Origin of the sequence: Clostridium sp. YIM B02500 (assembly GCF_022324665.1) — a bacterium.
Lineage (GTDB): Bacteria > Bacillota > Clostridia > Clostridiales > Clostridiaceae > Clostridium > Clostridium beijerinckii.
Map to the genome: position 1 here is coordinate 21,838 of NZ_JAKGTE010000014.1, position 20,502 is coordinate 42,339.

The 20,502-nt window shown below is 30.1% G+C and carries 17 protein-coding genes and 1 riboswitch; of the genes, 12 read left to right on the top strand and 5 right to left on the bottom strand.

Annotation, left to right across the window (positions count from 1 at the left end):
• The first annotated feature begins 7 nt into the window (after window positions 1–7).
• The 3 genes from asrC (at window position 8) to L1S46_RS13130 (ending at window position 5,238) form a co-directional block, all read left to right on the top strand.
• Window positions 8–973 (top strand): sulfite reductase subunit C, encoded by a 966-nt coding sequence (gene asrC, locus L1S46_RS13120; RefSeq protein ID WP_017211747.1) that lies wholly within the window; start codon window positions 8–10, stop codon window positions 971–973.
• A gap of 491 nt (window positions 974–1,464) precedes the next feature.
• Window positions 1,465–3,102, top strand: a complete 1,638-nt coding sequence (gene hcp, locus L1S46_RS13125; protein WP_238900238.1) for a hydroxylamine reductase — start codon at window positions 1,465–1,467, stop codon at window positions 3,100–3,102.
• Between the two features lie 297 nt (window positions 3,103–3,399).
• Window positions 3,400–5,238, top strand: coding sequence for an APC family permease (locus tag L1S46_RS13130; protein ID WP_238900239.1), 1,839 nt, complete (start codon window positions 3,400–3,402; stop codon window positions 5,236–5,238).
• A 140-nt stretch (window positions 5,239–5,378) separates the two neighbouring features.
• Here L1S46_RS13130 and L1S46_RS13135 read toward each other — a convergent pair whose 3' ends face one another.
• From L1S46_RS13135 to L1S46_RS13150, 4 genes are all read right to left on the bottom strand, one after another.
• A complete protein-coding gene (locus L1S46_RS13135) occupies window positions 5,379–6,803 on the bottom strand; it encodes an amino acid permease (RefSeq protein WP_238900240.1) in 1,425 nt (474 codons plus the stop codon).
• A gap of 151 nt (window positions 6,804–6,954) precedes the next feature.
• Window positions 6,955–7,129, bottom strand: a riboswitch (Lysine riboswitch).
• 256 nt (window positions 7,130–7,385) lie between these two features.
• The gene (locus tag L1S46_RS13140) at window positions 7,386–8,189 is read right to left on the bottom strand and encodes a hypothetical protein (protein ID WP_017211749.1); all 804 of its coding nucleotides are present in this window, start codon (window positions 8,187–8,189) and stop codon (window positions 7,386–7,388) included.
• The gene (locus L1S46_RS13145; protein ID WP_238900263.1) at window positions 8,183–8,887 is read right to left on the bottom strand and encodes an ABC transporter ATP-binding protein; all 705 of its coding nucleotides are present in this window, start codon (window positions 8,885–8,887) and stop codon (window positions 8,183–8,185) included. Before L1S46_RS13145 ends, L1S46_RS13140 begins: the two co-directional genes overlap by 7 nt.
• A gap of 74 nt (window positions 8,888–8,961) precedes the next feature.
• The gene (locus L1S46_RS13150; RefSeq protein WP_011968135.1) at window positions 8,962–9,330 is read right to left on the bottom strand and encodes a GntR family transcriptional regulator; all 369 of its coding nucleotides are present in this window, start codon (window positions 9,328–9,330) and stop codon (window positions 8,962–8,964) included.
• 223 nt (window positions 9,331–9,553) lie between these two features.
• Here L1S46_RS13150 and nadA point away from each other — a divergent pair, with 223 nt between their 5' ends.
• The 8 genes from nadA to L1S46_RS13190 all read left to right on the top strand — a co-directional run bounded on the left by nadA (window position 9,554) and on the right by L1S46_RS13190 (window position 16,274).
• Window positions 9,554–10,477, top strand: coding sequence for a quinolinate synthase NadA (nadA, locus tag L1S46_RS13155; RefSeq protein ID WP_343217259.1), 924 nt, complete (start codon window positions 9,554–9,556; stop codon window positions 10,475–10,477).
• 7 nt (window positions 10,478–10,484) lie between these two features.
• Window positions 10,485–11,792, top strand: coding sequence for an L-aspartate oxidase (locus L1S46_RS13160; RefSeq protein WP_238860532.1), 1,308 nt, complete (start codon window positions 10,485–10,487; stop codon window positions 11,790–11,792).
• On the top strand, window positions 11,767–12,612 hold the full coding sequence (gene nadC, locus L1S46_RS13165; protein WP_238860530.1) for a carboxylating nicotinate-nucleotide diphosphorylase: 846 nt from the start codon (window positions 11,767–11,769) through the stop codon (window positions 12,610–12,612). The genes L1S46_RS13160 and nadC overlap by 26 nt, the downstream gene beginning before the upstream one ends.
• A 175-nt stretch (window positions 12,613–12,787) precedes the next feature.
• Complete coding sequence (locus L1S46_RS13170) at window positions 12,788–13,522, top strand: 4Fe-4S binding protein (RefSeq protein WP_023974031.1); 735 nt, start codon at window positions 12,788–12,790, stop codon at window positions 13,520–13,522.
• 220 nt (window positions 13,523–13,742) lie between these two features.
• A complete protein-coding gene (locus tag L1S46_RS13175) occupies window positions 13,743–14,177 on the top strand; it encodes a universal stress protein (RefSeq protein WP_011968140.1) in 435 nt (144 codons plus the stop codon).
• Between the two features lie 314 nt (window positions 14,178–14,491).
• Window positions 14,492–14,737 (top strand): TIGR04540 family protein, encoded by a 246-nt coding sequence (locus L1S46_RS13180; protein ID WP_011968141.1) that lies wholly within the window; start codon window positions 14,492–14,494, stop codon window positions 14,735–14,737.
• A gap of 30 nt (window positions 14,738–14,767) precedes the next feature.
• On the top strand, window positions 14,768–15,787 hold the full coding sequence (trpS, locus tag L1S46_RS13185; protein WP_023974030.1) for a tryptophan--tRNA ligase: 1,020 nt from the start codon (window positions 14,768–14,770) through the stop codon (window positions 15,785–15,787).
• A gap of 31 nt (window positions 15,788–15,818) precedes the next feature.
• Window positions 15,819–16,274: a DUF3284 domain-containing protein gene (locus L1S46_RS13190; protein ID WP_077829347.1), complete on the top strand. Its 456-nt coding sequence runs from the start codon at window positions 15,819–15,821 to the stop codon at window positions 16,272–16,274.
• 53 nt (window positions 16,275–16,327) lie between these two features.
• Here the strand turns inward: L1S46_RS13190 and L1S46_RS13195 are convergent, their stop codons facing one another.
• The gene (locus tag L1S46_RS13195) at window positions 16,328–17,554 is read right to left on the bottom strand and encodes an aminopeptidase (protein WP_238900242.1); all 1,227 of its coding nucleotides are present in this window, start codon (window positions 17,552–17,554) and stop codon (window positions 16,328–16,330) included.
• Window positions 17,555–17,867: 313 nt separating this feature from the next.
• Between L1S46_RS13195 and polA the strand changes: the two genes are divergently transcribed.
• Window positions 17,868–20,471: a DNA polymerase I gene (gene polA, locus L1S46_RS13200; protein ID WP_238900243.1), complete on the top strand. Its 2,604-nt coding sequence runs from the start codon at window positions 17,868–17,870 to the stop codon at window positions 20,469–20,471.
• Window positions 20,472–20,502: the final 31 nt, after the last annotated feature.

Sequence of the window (20,502 nt, forward strand, 5' to 3'; positions counted from 1 at the left end):
GTTAGTTGTGGATTTAAATACAAAGGCAATCAAGAAAAATGCTTTTAGAGTCACTAAAAAAAGAGGGATAACTGCCTCTAGAATTAGAGTTCCTGGGGGGCATTTAGATGCGGAATTATTAGGAATGATACAAGAAATATCACAAAAGTATGGTGATGGAACTGTTCATATAACAACACGTCAAGGTTTTGAAGTACCAGGTATAAGCTTTGAGGATATGGATAAAGTAAATGAATTGTTACAACCAATTATTGAAAAATTAGAAATAAATCAAGAAATACCAGGCAAAGGATATACTGCTGCAGGAACTAGAAATGTATCAGCATGTGTTGGAAACAATGTTTGTCCGTTTGCTAATTATAATACAACTAATTTTGCAAAGAAAATAGAAAAAGCTATTTTCCCAAATGATTTACATTTTAAAATCGCATTAACAGGATGTCCTAATGATTGTATTAAAGCAAGAACACATGACTTTGGGATAATTGGAATGACAGAACCACAATATAATATTGATAGATGTGTAAGTTGCATGGCATGTGTGAAAGCTTGTAAGAAAAAATCAGTAGGAGCACTTGAAGCTATTAACTATAAAATCGTAAGAAATAAAGAAAAATGTATTGGTTGTGGTGAATGTGCAAATGCATGTCCTACAGGAGCATGGACAAGAAGCAAAGAAAAATATTATAAGTTAGTTCTTATGGGAAGATCAGGTAAGAAGAACCCTCGTCTTGCAGAAGATTTCTTAATTTGGGCTGATGAGCAAAGTATAATTAAAATAATATTAAATACTTATAAATTTGTTGAAGAATATATAGACAAAGATGCTCCAGGTGGAAAAGAGCATATTGGTTATATAATTGATAGAGTTGGATTTGAAGAATATAAAAAGTGGGCATTAAAGGATGTAGAATTCCCAGAAAAAACTATCATCAAAGAACGTATCTATTGGAGTGGAATACATTTCTGCTAGAATTAAATGTATCACAAAGAACTTAAAATGAGGAAACGAACAATCGAAATAGAATACATATATGTTCCTCAGGACTATGAAAAATCTCGCTGATAATATCTAAATGGAAGGTTGCATCACTTCTGCATGCTCCTGTGGCAAGCACAGGACAAGCAAAAGTGAAACAACCTGCCATTAAGATATTCCAACAGCTTATTTTTCAATGCCTGCTCCACATATATGTATTCTATTTCTTTGTATTGCTATCATTTAAAGTAATTACCATAACTTTAATTTATGGTGACTTAGAGTATATATGGATTCTAGGTTATTTTTATGTATTTATAAAAATAATTTTAAAAGATTTCTGAGTCGTAACAAATGAAACAGAGTATTTTATAATTTCAATGTAAAATAGATTCATAAGGTGATTTGAGGGAATGTACCTAACTGATATAGAAATTTATAAAAATTTATTTGATAAAAATTAATTGTGTGGAGGAGATTTCAATATGGATAATAAAATGTTTTGTTTTCAATGTCAAGAAGCAGCAGGATGTACAGGATGTACTGTAAAAGGTGTGTGTGGTAAGACTCCAGACCTTGCTAAAATGCAGGATTTATTAATATACGTGACTAGAGGTTTATCAGAAGTTGCAACAAAAGCTAGAGAAGAAGGTATCGTTGTATCACAAGCTATTAATACTACAGTAACAATGAATCTTTTCACTACTATAACTAATGCTAACTTTGATAAAGAAGTATTTTATGGAAGAGTAAAAGATACCTTAAAAATAAAAGAAGAATTATTAGGAAAATTAGCTAACAAAGAAAGCTTAAGTGCAGCTGCGTTATATAATGCAGAAACAAGAGAAGAAATGGAAGCTAAAGCAGAGACTGTTGGTGTATTAGCTACTGAAAATGAAGACATCAGAAGTTTAAGAGAACTTATTACTTATGGATTAAAAGGTTTATCTGCATACATGAAACATGCAAATGCTTTAGGATATGAAGATGAAAATATATGTGCATTTATGCAAAAAGCATTATCATTAACTGCTAATAACAACGTAACAATAGATGAATATATAGCATTAACTTTAGAAACAGGAAAAGTTGGTGTTGATGGGATGGCTTTATTAGATAAGGCTAATACAGAAAGCTATGGTAACCCAGAAATAACAAAAGTTAATATTGGTGTTGGAACAAATCCAGGAATATTAATTTCTGGACATGATCTTAAAGATTTAGAACAATTATTGATTCAAACAGAAGGAACAGGAGTAGATGTTTATACTCACTCAGAAATGTTGCCAGCTCACTACTATCCACATTTAAAGAAATACTCACACTTAGTAGGTAACTACGGAAATGCATGGTGGAAACAACCAGAAGAATTTGAAAGCTTTAATGGACCAATACTTATGACTACAAACTGTATAGTTCCTCCAAGAGATAGTTACAAAGGAAGATTATATACTACTGGATCAGCAGGTTATGAAGGATGTACTCATATTGCAGCTGATGAAAATGGAAAGAAAGATTTCTCTGTAATTATTGAACAAGCTAAGAGATGTGCAGTACCTACTCAAATTGAAGAAGGAGAAATCGTTGGTGGATTTGCTCATAACCAAGTATTAGCTTTAGCCGATAAAGTAGTTGATGCAGTAAAAACTGGAGCAATTAAGAAATTTTTCGTTATGGCAGGTTGCGATGGTAGACAAAAAGCTAGATCATACTACACAGACTTTGCAGCAGCTCTTCCAAAAGATACTGTTATATTAACAGCTGGTTGTGCAAAATATAAATACAACAAGTTAGATTTAGGAGACATAGGTGGAATTCCAAGAGTTTTAGATGCAGGACAATGTAATGATTCATACTCATTAGCAGTAATTGCATTAAAACTTAAAGAAGTATTCGGTCTTGAAGATATAAATGAATTACCAATAGCATTTAATATTGCATGGTATGAACAAAAAGCAGTAATAGTATTATTATCTCTATTACACTTAGGAGTAAAGAATATTCACTTAGGACCAACTCTTCCTGCATTCCTTTCACCAAATGTAGCTAATGTTTTAGTAGAAAACTTTGGTATAGGTGGAATTACAAATGTTGAAGATGATATGGCAATGTTCTTAAGATAAATTAATATAAGATAAATAATAGAAGAAGATAGCTGGTATGAAACTAGTTATCTTCTTTCTTTTTATTTAGAATACAGTAAGTAGTAAAGACAAAATCGTACTGTCGAAAAATATTTAAAAATAAAGTTGTATTGAAAACGTATTTATAAAAATAAATATATTTACATCAATAATATATAGATATATAATCTGTATGTTGTAATAGCAGGTAATAAAAAGGGAGGAGAAAATCCTTTTTATTACCTGTTGTATAAAGTTGAAATTGCATAGTAATTTTTACAATATGGGGGAAGAATTATGTTTAAAAAAATTCAATCATTATTGATTGGAAGAGCTCTTAAAACTAACGAATTAGCTGAAGAAAAATTTAGTGTTATCTGGGGGCTGCCAATATTATCAAGTGATGCTATTTCATCGGTAGCTTATGCAAGTGAAGAAATACTATTAGTTCTTATACCTATTCTTGGTATGCGTGCATATGGATCCATGATAGAAATAGCAATAGCAATTACAGTTTTATTAGGAATAATAGTGTTTTCATATAGACAAATAATCGATAATTTTCCTCATGGGGGCGGATCGTATATTGTTGCGAGCGAAAATATAGGTAAGCTTCCAGGATTGGTGGCAGCGTCATCATTAATAATTGATTATTTATTAACTGTTGCAGTTAGTACCTGTGCAGGAGCAGCTGCAATAACATCAGCGATTCCAGCCTTGTTGCTGTATCAACCGTTAATAGCTATTTTTGTAATAGGGTTAATAACATTAGGGAATCTTAGAGGAATAAGGGATTCATCTAAGTTATTTGGAATACCAACATATTTATTTATATTATCAATAATAATAATGATAATAACAGGAGTATTCAAAGTATTAGTGTTGAAAGAAAGTCCAGAGCAATTATATGTAGTTCCACAAGCAGCTGGAGATTTAACTTTGTTATTATTCCTAAAGGCCTTTTCTTCAGGATGTACTGCTTTGACAGGTATCGAAGCGGTAAGTGATGGAATACCTAATTTTAAAAATCCAGCTCAGAAGAATGCGAAAATAGTATTAGGAACATTAGCTTGTATTGTTTTTATTATATTTGGTGGGATATCATACCTCTCAACAATGTACAAAGCAGTTCCAGGTCAAGATATTACAGTAATAGCACAAATAGCGATCCAAGTTTTTGGACAAAACAGTTTAATGTTTTTCATAGTACAAGCTACGACAGCTATTATTCTTACACTTGCAGCTAATACTGCATTTTCAGATTTGCCTCTACTGTTATCAATATTAGCTAAGGATGGATATGTTCCAAGACAACTTGGGAAAAGGGGGACTAGATTAAGTTTTTCAAATGGAATAGTATTATTATTTCTAGTATCCTCACTTTTAGTTTATATTGCAGATGGTAGTACTCATATGTTGTTATCTTTATATGCAGTTGGTGTATTTATATCATTCACATTATCACAATTTGGAATGTTTAGAAAATGGACTAAGAGCAAGGAAGGGCATTGGAGACATAAAGCGTTTATAAATGGGTTAGGGGCAGCTGTTACAGCAGCAACATGCATAATAATAGGTGTAGAGAAGTTTAAGCATGGAGCATGGATTGTGCTTGTATGCATACCGATACTTGTAACAGGAATGTTAAGAGTTAGAAGACACTATACTAAAGTTAGAGAGAACTTAAAAATAGAAACAGGTTTAGAGAGTTTAATTGTAAGAGAAGCAATAACAAAACATGTTATTGTGCCAGTTCAAACAATTAATAAATCTTTCATTAAGAGTTTAAATTGCGCTTTAACTCTTGGGGAGAACATAGAAGTTTATCATGTTAGTACAGATGAAGAAGTCACAAAGAAACTAATAGAAAAGTATAATAAGCTTGGGATAGCAGCTCAATTGGTCATAGAAAATGCGCCATACAGAAATGTTAACGAAAAACTTTTAGCGTATGTGGAAGAAAAACATAAGCACTTAAAGAAGCACGAAGTAATAACAATAGTAATGCCTCAATTTATTATACATAAATGGTGGCATCAGACACTTCATAATCAAACATCAATACTTTTAAGAAGATCTATACTTAAGATGAGAAATGTAGTTATTGTAACTGTGCCTTATATAATTAATGAATAGGATCATATAATATAGAAAGGAGAGTACCTCAAAAATATTTGAGGTACTCTCCTTATTTTCAGAGAAATATAATATTTAAAGCTAAAATAGAAAGTACAAGTAAAAGTTAAACTTAAAAAGCATAATATTACTTTGTGTTACTATTTATCAGAAAAGTCTAAATCAACTTTATCTAAAGGAATAACTTTAGTCTTATTCTTTATTTTATAACCTACGTATAAGATTAAGAATAATGGAAGTCCTATATAAGCTGCAATTAATCCATTCCAATCAATAGCCTCAGGAGTAATGTATGAATATCCTTGACCTATTATTATAATAATACACATTAATAATGCTAATATCGGACCAAATGGATATAAACTAGCTCTATATTTTAACTCATTTAAATCTCTTCCTTGATAAATATATGCTTTTCTAAATCGATAGTGACATATTGCGATACCTACCCAAGCTATAAATCCAGCAAGACCAGATGCTGCAACTAGCCAAACATAAACAGTGCTCTCTGCATATAGACCTGTTAAAAAGCAAGCAGAAGCTATTAATGTAGTTAAAAGTACAGCATTTATAGGCACACCTCTTTTATTTATTTTAGCAAAAGCTTTAGGAGCCATGCCTTCTTTAGCCATTGCATAAAGCATTCTACTTGATGCATACATACCAGAGTTACCAGCAGATAGTACAGAAGTTAATATGATTGCATTAATCAATGAAGCAGCACCTGCAATACCAGCTTTTTCAAATACCATTGTAAATGGGCTTGTATCAAGACCAGCCTCAGTAAATGGTATTATTGCTCCTAATACAATAATTGTACCTAAGTAAAATATTAATATTCTCCAGAATATTGATTTTATAGCTTTTGGAATATTCTTCTCAGAATCTTCACTTTCACCTGCAGCAATCCCAATAAGTTCAGTGCCTTGGAATGAAAAACCTGCGATTAAGAAAATAGAAAATATTGATTTGATTCCTCCATGAAAAGGTCCATCTTCAATTGTGAAATTGTGAAATCCTACTTTATCTCCACCCATTATTCCTACAATCATTAAAACACCAATTACTATGAATATAAGAACGGTAACCACCTTAATACCAGCAAACCAGTATTCTGATTCTCCATATGCTCTAGATGATAAAATATTTAAGCCTACTATAATTACTAAAAATAAAATACTCCAATATAGGGCATTTACATCTGGAAACCAGTATTTCATCAACAGAGCACCGGCAACCATTTCGGCCGCAATTGTTATAGCCCAGTTGTACCAGTAGTTCCAGCCAAGGGCAAATCCAAGAGCTGGATCAATAAATTTATTAGCATATGAGCTAAATGAACCAGATATTGGCATATGAGTTGCCATTTCTCCTAAGCTTGTCATTAAAAAGTATACCATTATACCTACTAGTGCATAAGCTACTAATGCACCACCAGGACCAGCTTGGTGGAGAGTATCACCCATTGCAAGGAATATACCGGTACCAATAGATCCGCCTATGGCTATCATGTTTAAGTGTCTTGCTTTTAAACTTCTCTTTAATTCGTGATTTTCTTCACTCATTTTTCTATCCTCCATTATGGTTTTAAATTTCCATAAGCAAGTAACTAAGATAATATAAAAATTAAAACAATAAAAAAAGCCATGAGAGCATACTCATGACATAAATACGAAAGTTACACATTTTAAAAATATGACGAATATCGACATTTACATTAAAAATAGCTCTCCACAAAATAAGTTGTGGCAGTCTTGTATATATTTTACACAAGCCCAGCAAATAGTATTAAAGCAATCAGCTATTTACTTCGGCGAAAGTTCCTTTCTTATTACTTCAATGAGCTTACCTCCATAATAATACTCTTAAATTTCGCGCCTCTATCTTAGTTATTTACCTATTAAGTTATATGTAATTATGTAATAAAATGAGGAATAAGTCAATATAAAATATTTAACAATTTATAAAAATGCATAGAAAATGACTAAAAAATTTGCATATTAAAAGCGATTATCGAAAATTATTTCAATAGTCGCTTTTTTAATATTTATAAATAAATATACTATCTTGGTAAGGATTAGTGTTTGTATTTAGCTTTTTATACAAGTTGGCACCATACTAAGATTATATATTTAAAATAGCATTTTTTATTCTAAATTTAATTTATTTTTTAATATATAGCTTGTTATTATGAAATAAACTATTATGAAGATTATATTAAATACTGTGATAGATATTAAAAATAAATTAATAGGCCAAAGAGATTCAATATTTCTTAGTAAATCAGGCAGTCTAGAGGATGAAAAAGCTATCCCAATAGATGAGGATATTGCACCTGCAATTAAATTTAATATTATGAATGCCCCGAAAGATGAAAGAATTCTATGCTTACTAAATATATGCCCAATTGATATAGAAGCATAAATCATACTAATAAATTTTACAAACTGAAATATCATAGCAATTAATAATTCTATAATAATTACATAAATTTGTATTCCTATTTTAGCATAACCTTCTGAAAGAGCCCTAAAAGTTTCAGAAAAGAATTGACCAAAAGCCCTAGGGTCAAATGCCATAATAATTATTGAAAGTATGGCTACAATTCCACTTATTATAGTCCAAAAAGTGGCAATTGAAAGTTTGCTTGTAATGTTTGTGATGGTGCTCACTGGAAGGGTGTTCATTAAATATCCTTCATCACCAAGCAGATTTTTATAAAATCTTTGGATAATTATGAAAAAGGTGACTATGAATACAGCAGCCATAGTACATCCGTATCCAAAGATGCTTAGTATAAATGGGATTGAACCAAATCCTTGAAGTTTATGGGATAGACCAGTTCCGATAAAAATTTTATTAATGATAGCAAATGCTAATAATACTAAATATAGCGGTATAAGGGTTCTGCCAGTTGCTTTTACCTCATACTTCATTAATTTTCCTAACATCTAAATACCTCCCTAAATAGAGCATCAACACTCTTGCCTTCATTTTCTCTTATTTCATCAACACTTTTAGTTAAGAATATATTTCCATATGATATAAATACTACATCATCTAATATTCTTTCAATGTCAGAAATAAGGTGAGTAGATATAATTATAGTGGCATTTTCATTGTAATTAGTGATTATTGTATTTAAAATATAATCTCTGGCAGCAGGATCAACACCTGCGATAGGTTCATCTAATAAATATAAATCGGCCTCTCTACTCATAACTAAAATAAGTTGTACTTTCTCTTTTGTACCTTTTGACATAGTTTTTAATTTATCGTTGGGATTAATGTTGAGTTTTGATAACATATTGTAAGCTTTCTCAGGATTGAAATTATCGTAGAAGTCTTGAAAAAAGCTAATAATGTCTGAAACTCTCATCCAGTCATTAAGATAAGTCCTTTCTGGAAGATATGAAACAATTTTTTTTGTTTCAATTCCAGGTTTATTTCCTGATATTAATATTTCTCCATTTGATGGAGTTAAAAGACCATTTGCCAACTTTATTAGTGTGCTTTTACCACTGCCATTTGGACCTAAAAGTCCGACAATTCTGCCACGATTGATTTTTAGATTTATCCCTTTTAATGCCTCAGTATTAGAATAGGTTTTAAATAAATTTTTACATTCTAAAATAGGGACATTATTCATATTGTTATTTGTAAAAGTAGACATTGTATCACTTTCGCTAGAGTTATACAATGTTTTATTATCAGCATTATCCATTATTTCATCTCCTTTGATATAATTTCTATAAGTTGGATTGTCTCTTGATTGGTATAACCGATTTTTTCCATATTGTGAAGAAATTTTTCAATTTGATCTCTTGCTAAACCATTTCTTATATTTTTAATCATATTAACGTCCTCCGTAATAAATCTACCACTAGTTCTTTGAGAAAATACTAAACCAGTTCTCTCAAGTTCTGTTAATGCTTTCTGCATTGTATTAGGATTAACAGCTGCATCACCTGCCATATCTCTAACTGATGGCAATTTTTCACCAGCTTTGTATATGCCAGAAACGATTCTAAGTTGTATTTGTTCCATTAGCTGCATGTAAATTGGTCTATCGTCATTAAAATCCCATGACATAGTCTCACTCCTTCGTAAATTGTACTACTGTATTGTTGTACTAAGTTGTTAATACAATAATACAACTATAACTTTTAGCTGTCAAGAAAAATAAAATGATTTTTTGTAGGTTAAATAAGGCAATGAAATCTGTTGAATATTAAAAATTGTGGTGTTATAATTATTTTCAATGGTGTATATACACCTGTAAAATTAATTAAAAGAGGTGTAAATAAACATGGCGATGGATTTAGCAAAAGAAATATTAAAGTTAAAGAGAGAAAAGAATGCTCTTATTCTTGCACACTATTACCAACCAGGAATTATACAAGACTTAGCAGATTATGTAGGAGATTCTTATTATTTAAGTGAAATAGCTAGAGATTGCAAAGAGGAAGTTATAATGTTTTGCGGGGTTAGATTTATGGCAGAGAGTGCAAAAGTTTTATCACCGAATAAGACTGTTTTAATGCCATGTCCTAGTGCAGGATGTTCTATGGCAGATATGGCAAGCGGCAAGGCTTTATTAGAACTAAAGGAAAAGCATCCAGATGCTTATGTAGTTTGCTATATAAATTCAACGTGTAATGTGAAAGCTCATTGTGATGTAGCTGTGACTTCTTCAAGTGCATTGAAAATATTAAAGAAGATACCTAATAAAAAGATTATGTTTTTACCTGATAGGAATCTAGGTGAATATATATCGGAGTTTTTCCCGGAAAAAGAGTTCATATTATGGGATGGATTTTGTAGGTGCCATAATAAGGTAAGCAGAGAAGATATATTGATTCAAAAAGAAAAGCATATAAATGCAAAAGTATTAGTCCATCCTGAATGCACAAAGGAAATCAGAGATATTGCAGATTATATAGGGAGTACAAGTGGAATAATAGATTATGCGACTAAAGATGAAGGAACCGATTTTATAATAGCGACAGAAGAAGGGATTTTACATGAATTAAAGAAAAAGAATCCTAATAAAAATTTCTTTATACCAGGAGATAAAATATGTTGCCAAGACATGAAAAAGACAACCCTTGAAAATTTATATGATGCCTTATTGAATATGAAAAATGAAATGATTATAGAAGAAAATGTTAGAAAAAAGGCGTTAAAATCGTTAGAAAATATGCATTTACTTGCATCGCAAGATGTTAGAAGTAATTAGGAAAAATATGAATAAGTTTGTTGATGTTCTAATAATAGGTTCAGGGGTATCAGGTCTTTATTGTGGATTAAATTTAAGGAAAGATTTAAATGTCTTGATTGTATGCAAAGATAAGATTACTTGTAGTAACACTTATCTGGCACAAGGGGGAATATCTGTTGCAAAAGGTGTTGAGGATATTCCACTATATATAGAGGATACTTTAAAAGCAGGAAGATATAAAAATGATTTGGAGGCTGTTGAAACTTTAATTAATGAATCTATGGTTAACGTAGAATCATTGATTGAAATGGGAATTGCTTTTGATAGAAATGAAGATGGAAGTTTAAACTTTACAAAAGAAGGCGCTCATTCTGTAAATAGGATAGTCCATACAAAGGATAATACAGGAGAAAGTGCTGCAAAAATTTTAATTGATAAAGTGAAAAAGAGAGAAAATATAAGTGTTTATGAAAATACTCATTTTGTAGATATTATAGAAAAAGAAAATAATTGCATTGGAGCCATGTTAATAAGAGAAGATGAGCAAATAAATGTTTATGCAAAAGCTGTTGTATTGGCAACTGGAGGCATAGGTGGATTATTTAATAATTCAACTAATCAGAGAATATTGACAGGAGATGGAATAGCATCAGCAATAAGACACGGTATAGAATTAAAGGATATGGATTATATTCAAATTCATCCGACAGCATTTTATGAAGAAGGTGAAAATAAGAGGAAATTTTTGATATCAGAATCTCTAAGAGGGGAAGGTGGAATTCTTACAAATATAAAAGGGGAAAGATTCATAAATGAGCTTTTGCCGAGGGATGTGGTATCAGAAGCAGTATATAATCAGATAAAAGAGACAGAAGTACCTTATGTAAATTTAGATATAAGGTTTTTGGGAAAAGATTATATAATAAATAGATTTTCAACTATTTATGAGGAATGCTTAAAAAGAGGAACAGATATAACAAAAGAATTTATTAAGGTTTCTCCAGCTCAGCATTTTTTTATGGGAGGAATAAAAGTAGATTTGGATTCTAAAACATCTATGAAAAGCCTATATGCAGTTGGAGAGACAAGCTGTACAGGAGTACATGGTGCTAACAGACTCGCAAGTAATTCATTACTTGAAGGACTTGTATTTTCAAGAAGAGCTGCAATATCAATTAACAACATTGTGGATTATTTGGAAATTAAGGTTTTTCCTGTGGAGAGATTAGAAAAATCATGGGATGAATTACAAGAAGAAAATAAAGAGATAACTGTGAGAACTATAAAAGAAAAGGGTGGAAAGTTAGATGATAAATTATTTAGTTATAGATAAAATAATAAAAGATGCACTTATTGAAGATTGTCCAAGCGATGACATAACCACAAATTCAATCATAGGAGAAGAAAATATCTCTACAGTAGAATTAATTTGCAAGGAAGAAGGCATAGTTGCAGGCCTTGAAGTATTTAGAAGAGTATTTGATTTATTAGGAAATGTGGAGATCGAATTTTATAAGCGTGATGGAGATAATGCACATGTAAAAGACAGAGTTGCTTTTCTAAAAGGTAATACGAGAAGCTTATTAGTTGGGGAAAGGATTGCTCTAAATTTACTTCAAAGGATGAGTGGAATAGCTACATTAACGAATAGATTTATACAAGAAATAAAACACACAAATGCAAAATTATTAGATACAAGAAAAACAACACCAAATTTAAGGATATTAGAGAAATATTCTGTAAAGATTGGAGGTGGATGTAATCATAGATTTAATTTATCTGATGGTATAATGATTAAAGACAATCATATTAGTGCGGCTGGTGGAATAAAAAGGGCTATAGAGCTAACTAGAAAGAATTCTTCATTTGTTAGAAAAATAGAGGTAGAAACTGAAAATTTAGAAATGGTACAGGAAGCACTTTTAGCAGGCGCAGATATAATAATGCTTGACAATATGAATCTAGAGATAGCTAAAGAAGCAGTTGAAATAATAGGAAAAAGAGCCATAATAGAGTTCTCAGGAAACGTTGAACTTAATAATATTAAAGAAATAGCTGAAATAGGTGTTGATTACATATCTGTAGGAGCATTAACACACTCAGCTAAAATATTGGACTTCAGTTTAAAAAACTTAACATTGTTAGAAAATTAAAAATTGATAATTAATATTTCTGTATCAAATGAAACGGATTTTACATGAACATTCTATTATAATAATTCTATAAGTTAATTGATTTATTTAAATGCTATATTTCAATTATTAATGTATGGTCAAAAATTAATGATTAGTGAATTTAAATGAGTGTGAGATTTAGGAGGAGAATTTTATGATAAGAAGAGTTATTAAAATAGATGAAGAGAAATGTAACGGATGTGGTGTTTGCGCAAGTGCCTGTCATGAAGGAGCTATAGGTATAGTAGATGGAAAGGCAAAATTATTAAGGGATGATTATTGTGACGGGCTTGGAGATTGTCTTCCTTCATGTGAAACTAATGCTATTTCTTTCGAAGAGAGAGAAGCAGCTGCTTATGATGAAGAAGCTGTAAAGATAAACATGGAGAAAAGAAATACTGAGCAAAAGAAATTAGAGTTAAACAAGAATCAAACAATTCAATTTGGATGCCCAGGTTCACAATCTAGAATGTTAAGCCATAAGAAGATTGAAGTGAAGGATGCGAGAACTGAGGGTGAGATAGTATCACAATTGAATCAATGGCCTGTGCAGATTAAACTTGTTTCTCCCAATGCAGCATATTTTAATAATGCTAATTTACTTATAGCAGCAGATTGTACAGCCTATGCATATGGAGATTTTCATAATAAGTTTATTAGAAACAAAATTACATTAATAGGATGTCCAAAACTAGATGAGGGAGATTATTCAGAAAAACTAACGACAATTTTGAAGATGAATGATATAAAAAGTGTTACTGTTGTAAGAATGGAAGTTCCATGTTGTGGTGGAATAGAAAATGCTGTGAAAAATGCATTAAAGGCAAGTGATAAAATGATTCCTTGGCAAGTAGTAACTATTTCGACTAATGGAGAAATTATCGAATAAAAATATAAATGAAATAAGGGTATATCTGCATATATAAAAAGTTTTATATGTAGATATGCCCTATAAATTTATAAAAATGATTATTTCAGGGTATACTTAAATTAGAAATGGGAATTTATACAGATAAGTAAAAAATTATATATTCATTAAGGTGAAATAGAGGATATTATTGCTAATGTGTAGAATACTATAATATCGAGATATTTAAGGGGGAGTATATATGAATAAAAGGAAAGTGTTAATACCAATAGACGGAACAGAAAGAAGTATGCATTCTTTAGAATTTGTAAAAGAAATATTTCCCGATAAAGATTCAATTGAAATTATAATAATGAATGTTAAAGAATTAGTACTGATAAATGAAATGATAGTTGCTGATGAGATAAAATTTGCACAAGAATTGGGTGAAGAAATATTACAAGCAGCTAAAGAAAAAATGAAAGATTATAAGACAGAAACTTATTTTACTTTTGGATATCCAGGAGATGAAATAATAAAGAAAGCAAATGAAGAAAATATAGGAGTAATCGTTATGACTAAATCTACTAAAAGAGGTTTAAATCGAATGATTGGCTCAGTAACTACTAATGTTGTCAAACGTGCCAAATGTATTGTAATGATAGTGCCTAATGATTTTTCAATTAGTATTAAATAAGCAAGTTAATCAGTAGGTTTGAAAATTAGAATTTTATAGGCTATCTTAAAAATTGCATTTTAAGGTAGTCTTTATTTTTGAATATAGAATTTTACTATGTATAATGATATAATAAAGCGAAACTTATTTGTTATAATATAAGTATTTATGGAACATTAAGTTAAAGATTTATATTAAATAATAATTTTAAGGTGGAATTTATTTTAACTTATATTAATACATGCGGTTAGTTCATAATTTTCAGATAAGGGATGAGAATTTTGAATTGATATAAATTATATAAAAATTATTTTGTTATATTTAAGGAGTAAGAAATGAGAGCAGTTTATAGAAATCCAAGAGAATTAGCAACATGTTTAAAGGACATTGTGGATACATATTATGATGACCTAATTTCATATGAAAAGATGGAAGAAAGAATTATGAAGATAGTTGATGCTAATAGAGAAGCTATATATAAAGAAAAAAATATGTCAGTTAAGATAGCTAATGTCTTAGGAGATAAAAGAGTAGATGTAATTAATAAAGTAGTTGAAAGTAAAACTAAGTCAGAAGTTTAATGAGTTTTGCGGTTTAGGAGTGAATTTGGAATGGGTAAGAAAGTAATATTAACAGGAGATAGACCAACAGGTAAATTACATATAGGACACTATATAGGTTCTTTAAAAAATAGAGTTGTACTTCAAGAATCAGGCTTATATGAAAGTTTTATAATGATTGCAGATCAGCAGGCTTTAACAGATAATGCAAGAAATCCTGAAAAGATAAGAAATAGTTTAACGGAAGTTGCACTCGATTATTTAGCAGTTGGAATTGATCCAAGCAAATCAAATATATTTGTACAATCACAGATACCAGAACTAAATGAATTAACAATGCATTACTTAAATCTTGTTACTTTATCAAGGTTAGAAAGAAATCCAACAGTTAAGCAAGAAATAAAACAGAAAAATTTTGAAAATAGTATTCCGGCAGGGTTTCTTATTTATCCAGTAAGTCAAGCGGCTGATATTACAGCATTTAAAGCAGACACAGTACCAGTTGGAGAAGATCAACTGCCTATGATTGAGCAAACAAGGGAAATCGTTAGAAGTTTTAACTCTATATATGGAGAAGTTCTAGTTGAGCCAGAAGCAGTACTTCCAAGTTCTAATGCAGGAAGATTACCTGGAACGGATGGAAAAGCTAAAATGAGTAAGTCAATAGGAAATTGTATTTATCTATCTGATGATGCTGATACAATTAAGAAAAAAGTAATGTCAATGTATACAGATCCTAATCATATAAGAGTAGAAGATCCAGGGCAAATAGAAGGAAATACTGTATTTACTTATCTGGATGTATTTGCAACTGATAAAAATGCTGTTGAAGAAATGAAAGAGCATTATAAACGTGGTGGTCTTGGTGATGTAAAAGTAAAAAAATACTTGAATGAAATTTTACAGGCTGAATTGGAACCAATAAGAAATAGAAGAATTGAGTTTGAAAAAGATATAGATGCAGTATATAAAATGCTAAAGGATGGTAGTAACAAGGCTAGAGAAGTGGCAGCTAATACTCTTAGAGAAGTTCGAGAAGCAATAGGGATAGAATATTTTACTGGAAAATAATAAAGTAAATTCATTAGAGGGGGAATTCAAAATGAAAGCTATTGGAATATTAAATTATCCAGTAGAAGATGTGTTCCATATTTTTATAAAAAATGCAAAGAAAGATTTTTCGGATTTTAACGAAGAAGATGCGACAGGATGTAAGATTCAAAAGAGTATAAATACTGGTAGACCTAATCCAGTAGAATGTACAGTTGAAATAACAGGATATACAAAAAATGAAAAATATCAAATTACTACCTCAACTGATTTTACAACATGTGTATCCACATATAATTTCAAAGGGCAAAAAGATGGCACAACCAAATTAGTATTTGAAGAAGAACAGTCAACAGATAAATTTTTTGGATATATGTCATTATGGATTCAAAGATTTATGGCTAGGCGCGCCTTTAAGGCAAAGTATAATAATATTGTAGATGCTCTCAATAATGAATTGAAGACATATGCTAATAATAAAGAACGAAGCAAGCCTAAAAATAAATAATAAAAATACAGGGTTGTAAAATCAATCCTGTATTTTTATTTTATTAAAAAATATTAAAACCAATTACCATTATTAAAAATTTTAATTTCTTCACCAGCTGGTGTAATACCAGTTATATTTGTATCTTTAGTTCCTATCATAAAATCAACATGTATCAACGATACATTTGAACCAGATAGAATTGATTCTTCTCTTGTCATTTTTTCTCCTTTCTTTATACAGCAAGGATATGAAGAACCAAGAGCCAAATGGCATGAAGCATTTTCGTCATATAATGTATTATAAAAAATTATATTTGAATTTGAAATTGGAGAATTATATGGAACTAAGGCAACCTCACCTAGATATCTTGAACCTTCGTCTGTATTAAGAAGCTCAGTTAAAATATCTAATCCAGTTTCAGCAGAACAAGCTACAACTTTACCATTTTTAAATGTTAAGGAAAAATTGTTTATTAAATTTCCACAATAGCTTAAAGGCTTTGAGCTAAAAACAATTCCGTTTACGTCATCCAATTTAGGGGTAGTATAAACTTCTTCTGTAGGCATATTAGCAATAAATCTCAGACCATCTTGTGTTATATCCTCACCCCCGCACCAAATATGATCTTGAACTAATCCTATTTTTAAGTCAGTTCCAAGAGAATTTGTAAAATGAAGATATTTAAATTTATAGGAATTTAATTCTAATACCTTATCATGAAGAAGGTTAGTGTGTTTATTCCATGCATCTATAGGATTCTGTTCTTTAAGTCTCATAACAGTAAAAATTGCATCCCATAATTTTTCAATTGCTTCACATGAGTTAGATTCACTAAAGACTTTTTTTGCCCAGTTTTCAGTTGGAATTGAAACTATGCACCAAGCATTTTTGTTGGAAGTACATGCGCTATGATATTTCTCTAAGGCTGTACGTCTGCCTTTTTGGTATGCCGATATTTTATCCGAATCTACATCTTTGAAAATATCTGGATCAGATGCGGAAATACTCAAAAATGCTGCATTATTTTCTACGTAATAGTCATATTTATCTTTTTCAAATTTTGGCGTAATAGAAAGAATTTCCTTTGAAGAATTATTAAATCGTATCTTATTGAATTTTTCATCATTATAATTTATAACTACATCAGAAGCACCAGATTTATAGGCTTCATCCGCAAGTAGCCTTGCAAAGTTACTACACTCAATAGGGCTATTTATAACTAAAAGTCCATCTTTTTGTATATTTACACCTTTGATAATAGCAAGTTTAGCATATTTAGATAAAAGGTTATCTAACAATTATATCACCTCATTACATAATAGATTTTTATAGTACTGGTTAATTTAAAATACTTTGCATTTGGAATTACGGTCTATAATTAACATTATAACAATTTTTGCAAGTTATCTACTATAGTAAAATAAAGAATATACAAAATAAGAATTATTACTAATAATTATGGAAATAATATGAGATAAATTCATTACACAACAAGATACATATATACTTTAAGTTATACAATATAGTATAATGAGTTTAAATAATGACTTGAAGTAGATAATAATATTTCTAGTTGAGTAAATTTTTATGTTAAATTTCAGGAGGTTTCTAATGAAAAAATTATTGGTTTTAGACTCAAATTCACTTATGAATAGGGCTTTTTATGCTTTGCCTCCTCTTACAAATAGTGATGGAATAAATACTAATGCCATTTATGGTTTTATAAATATGCTACTTAAAATGAAGGATGAAATTAATCCAGATAGTATAATTGCTACTTTTGATTTGAAAGCACCAACTTTTAGACATAAAGAGTATTCTGAATATAAAGCAGGTAGGAATAAGATGCCGCCAGAACTTGCGGAACAATTCCCGATTATTAAAGAACTATTTAAGTTAATGGGAATTAAGATATTTGAAGTTGAAGGCTTTGAGGCAGATGATTTGATTGGAACAGTATCAAAATTTGCTGAGGACAATAATACAGAAGTATTTGTAGTTACAGGAGATCGTGATGCACTTCAACTAGCATCAGAAAAAACTAAAATTATAATTACTAAGAAAGGTGTCAGTGAAACTGCTGTTTATGATAAAGAAAGCTTTATGGATGAGTTTGAAGTGACTCCAGAGCAATTTATAGATGTAAAAGGATTAATGGGAGATAAGTCAGATAATATACCAGGCGTTCCAGGAGTGGGAGAAAAGACTGCTTTTAAGCTTATAAAGGAATATGGATCTGTTGAAGAAGTTATTAAAAATATAGATAAAATTTCCGGGAAAAAACTTAAGGAAAATTTAGAAAATAATGTTGAACAAGCAATATTTTCTAAGAAATTAGCTACAATTATGAGAGAAGTTCCAATCGAATTAAATTTAGAAGATATAAGTTCTAGTAATAAAGAAAATATATTAGAAATTAAGAAGATGCTCATTAAACTTGAGATGAAGTCAATATTATCTAAATTTAATGATGACACAGTTCAGGAAGAATCTAACATTGAAGTGAGAAATATTACTACAATTGAAGATATGAAAGCATTATTCTCAGAGATGAGAAATAGAATTTATATAGATTATACTTTAACTGATGCATCTAGATATTCTAAATTAAAACTTGAATATTTAATATTCGGAGAAGAAAATAAGGGTACTATTATAGATTTCAAAGACATAAGTTCTAAGGATAGTGAAGAAGCTTTAAAAGTTTTAAAAAATCTTATGGAAGATGATAATGTTAAAAAAGTTATTCATGATGGAAAAAACTTTGTTACATTTTTAAATAAAAATCAAATTGAAATAAAGGGATTTGATTTTGATACTGCGATAGCAGCTTATTTAATTGATTCATCAAAGAGTAAATATGAAATTCTAGAACTTGTTAATCATTATATTGGTGATAATCCTAACAATGAAGACAGCAATATTAAAGCAATTCTTTGCAGTTACTTACCTATGGTTTATGAAAAATTAAAAGAAAATCTTCATAAGGAAAATATGGATCAACTTTATTATGAAGTGGAGCATCCATTAATTTATGTGCTTTCATCCATGGAGAGTATTGGATTTAACATAAATCAAGGTATGTTAGATGAGCTACAGACTAAGTTTAAAAAAGAAATTGATAAAACACAAAAAGAAATATATGAATTAGCGGATGAGGAATTTAATATTAGTTCTCCTAAGCAACTAGGAAAGATATTATTTGAAAAATTGGATTTGCCAGTCATTAAGAAAACAAAAACTGGATATTCAACTAACCAAGAAGTTTTAGAGAAGCTAATGAATAAGCATGATATAATACCTAAAATAATGTATTATAGGCAAATTACAAAGATAAATTCTACATATGTAGAAGGTTTAAAAAATGTGGTTGATGAAGATGGGCGTATCCATTCAAACTTCAATCAAACTGTGACTACAACAGGAAGACTATCAAGCACAGAACCTAATTTGCAAAATATTCCTATAAAATATGAAATGGGTAGAGAAATAAGAAAAGTATTTATACCAATGGAAGAAACTGATATACTGGTTTCATGTGACTATTCGCAAATAGAATTAAGGGTATTGGCTCATATTGCTGGAGATGAAAATATGATAGATGCATTTGAGCATCATAGTGATATTCACACAAAGACTGCTTCGGAAGTATTTAAAGTCCCAGTAGGAGAGGTTACTTCTCTTATGAGAAGTAGAGCAAAAGCAGTTAATTTTGGGATAGTGTATGGGATAAGTGCGTTTAGTCTTGCAGAAGATTTAAAGATCACAAAGAAAGAGGCAGAAGAATACATGTCTATATATTTAGAAAGATATCCTAAGATAAAAGAATATCTTGAAAATGTTGTAGAGGAAGCTAAAGAAAAGGGATATGTATTGACAATTTTAAATAGAAGAAGATTTATTCCTGAGATAAAATCTTCCAATAAGATAGTTAAGGCTTTAGGTGATAGATTGGCAATGAATGCACCAATTCAAGGAAGTGCAGCTGATATAATAAAGCTTGCAATGGTAAATGTTTATAACAGATTAAATGAAAAAGAGTTAAAAAGTGAATTAATCCTTCAGGTACACGATGAACTTATTTTAAATGTAAAAAAAGACGAATTTGAAGAAGTTAAAAATTTAGTTGCTTATGAAATGGAAAATGCAATTAAGTTAAAAGTAGCACTTGATGTGGATGTTAATTTTGGAGATACATGGTACGATGCCAAATAATGTATTGTGGAATTAAAAAAAGGTGGTTTTT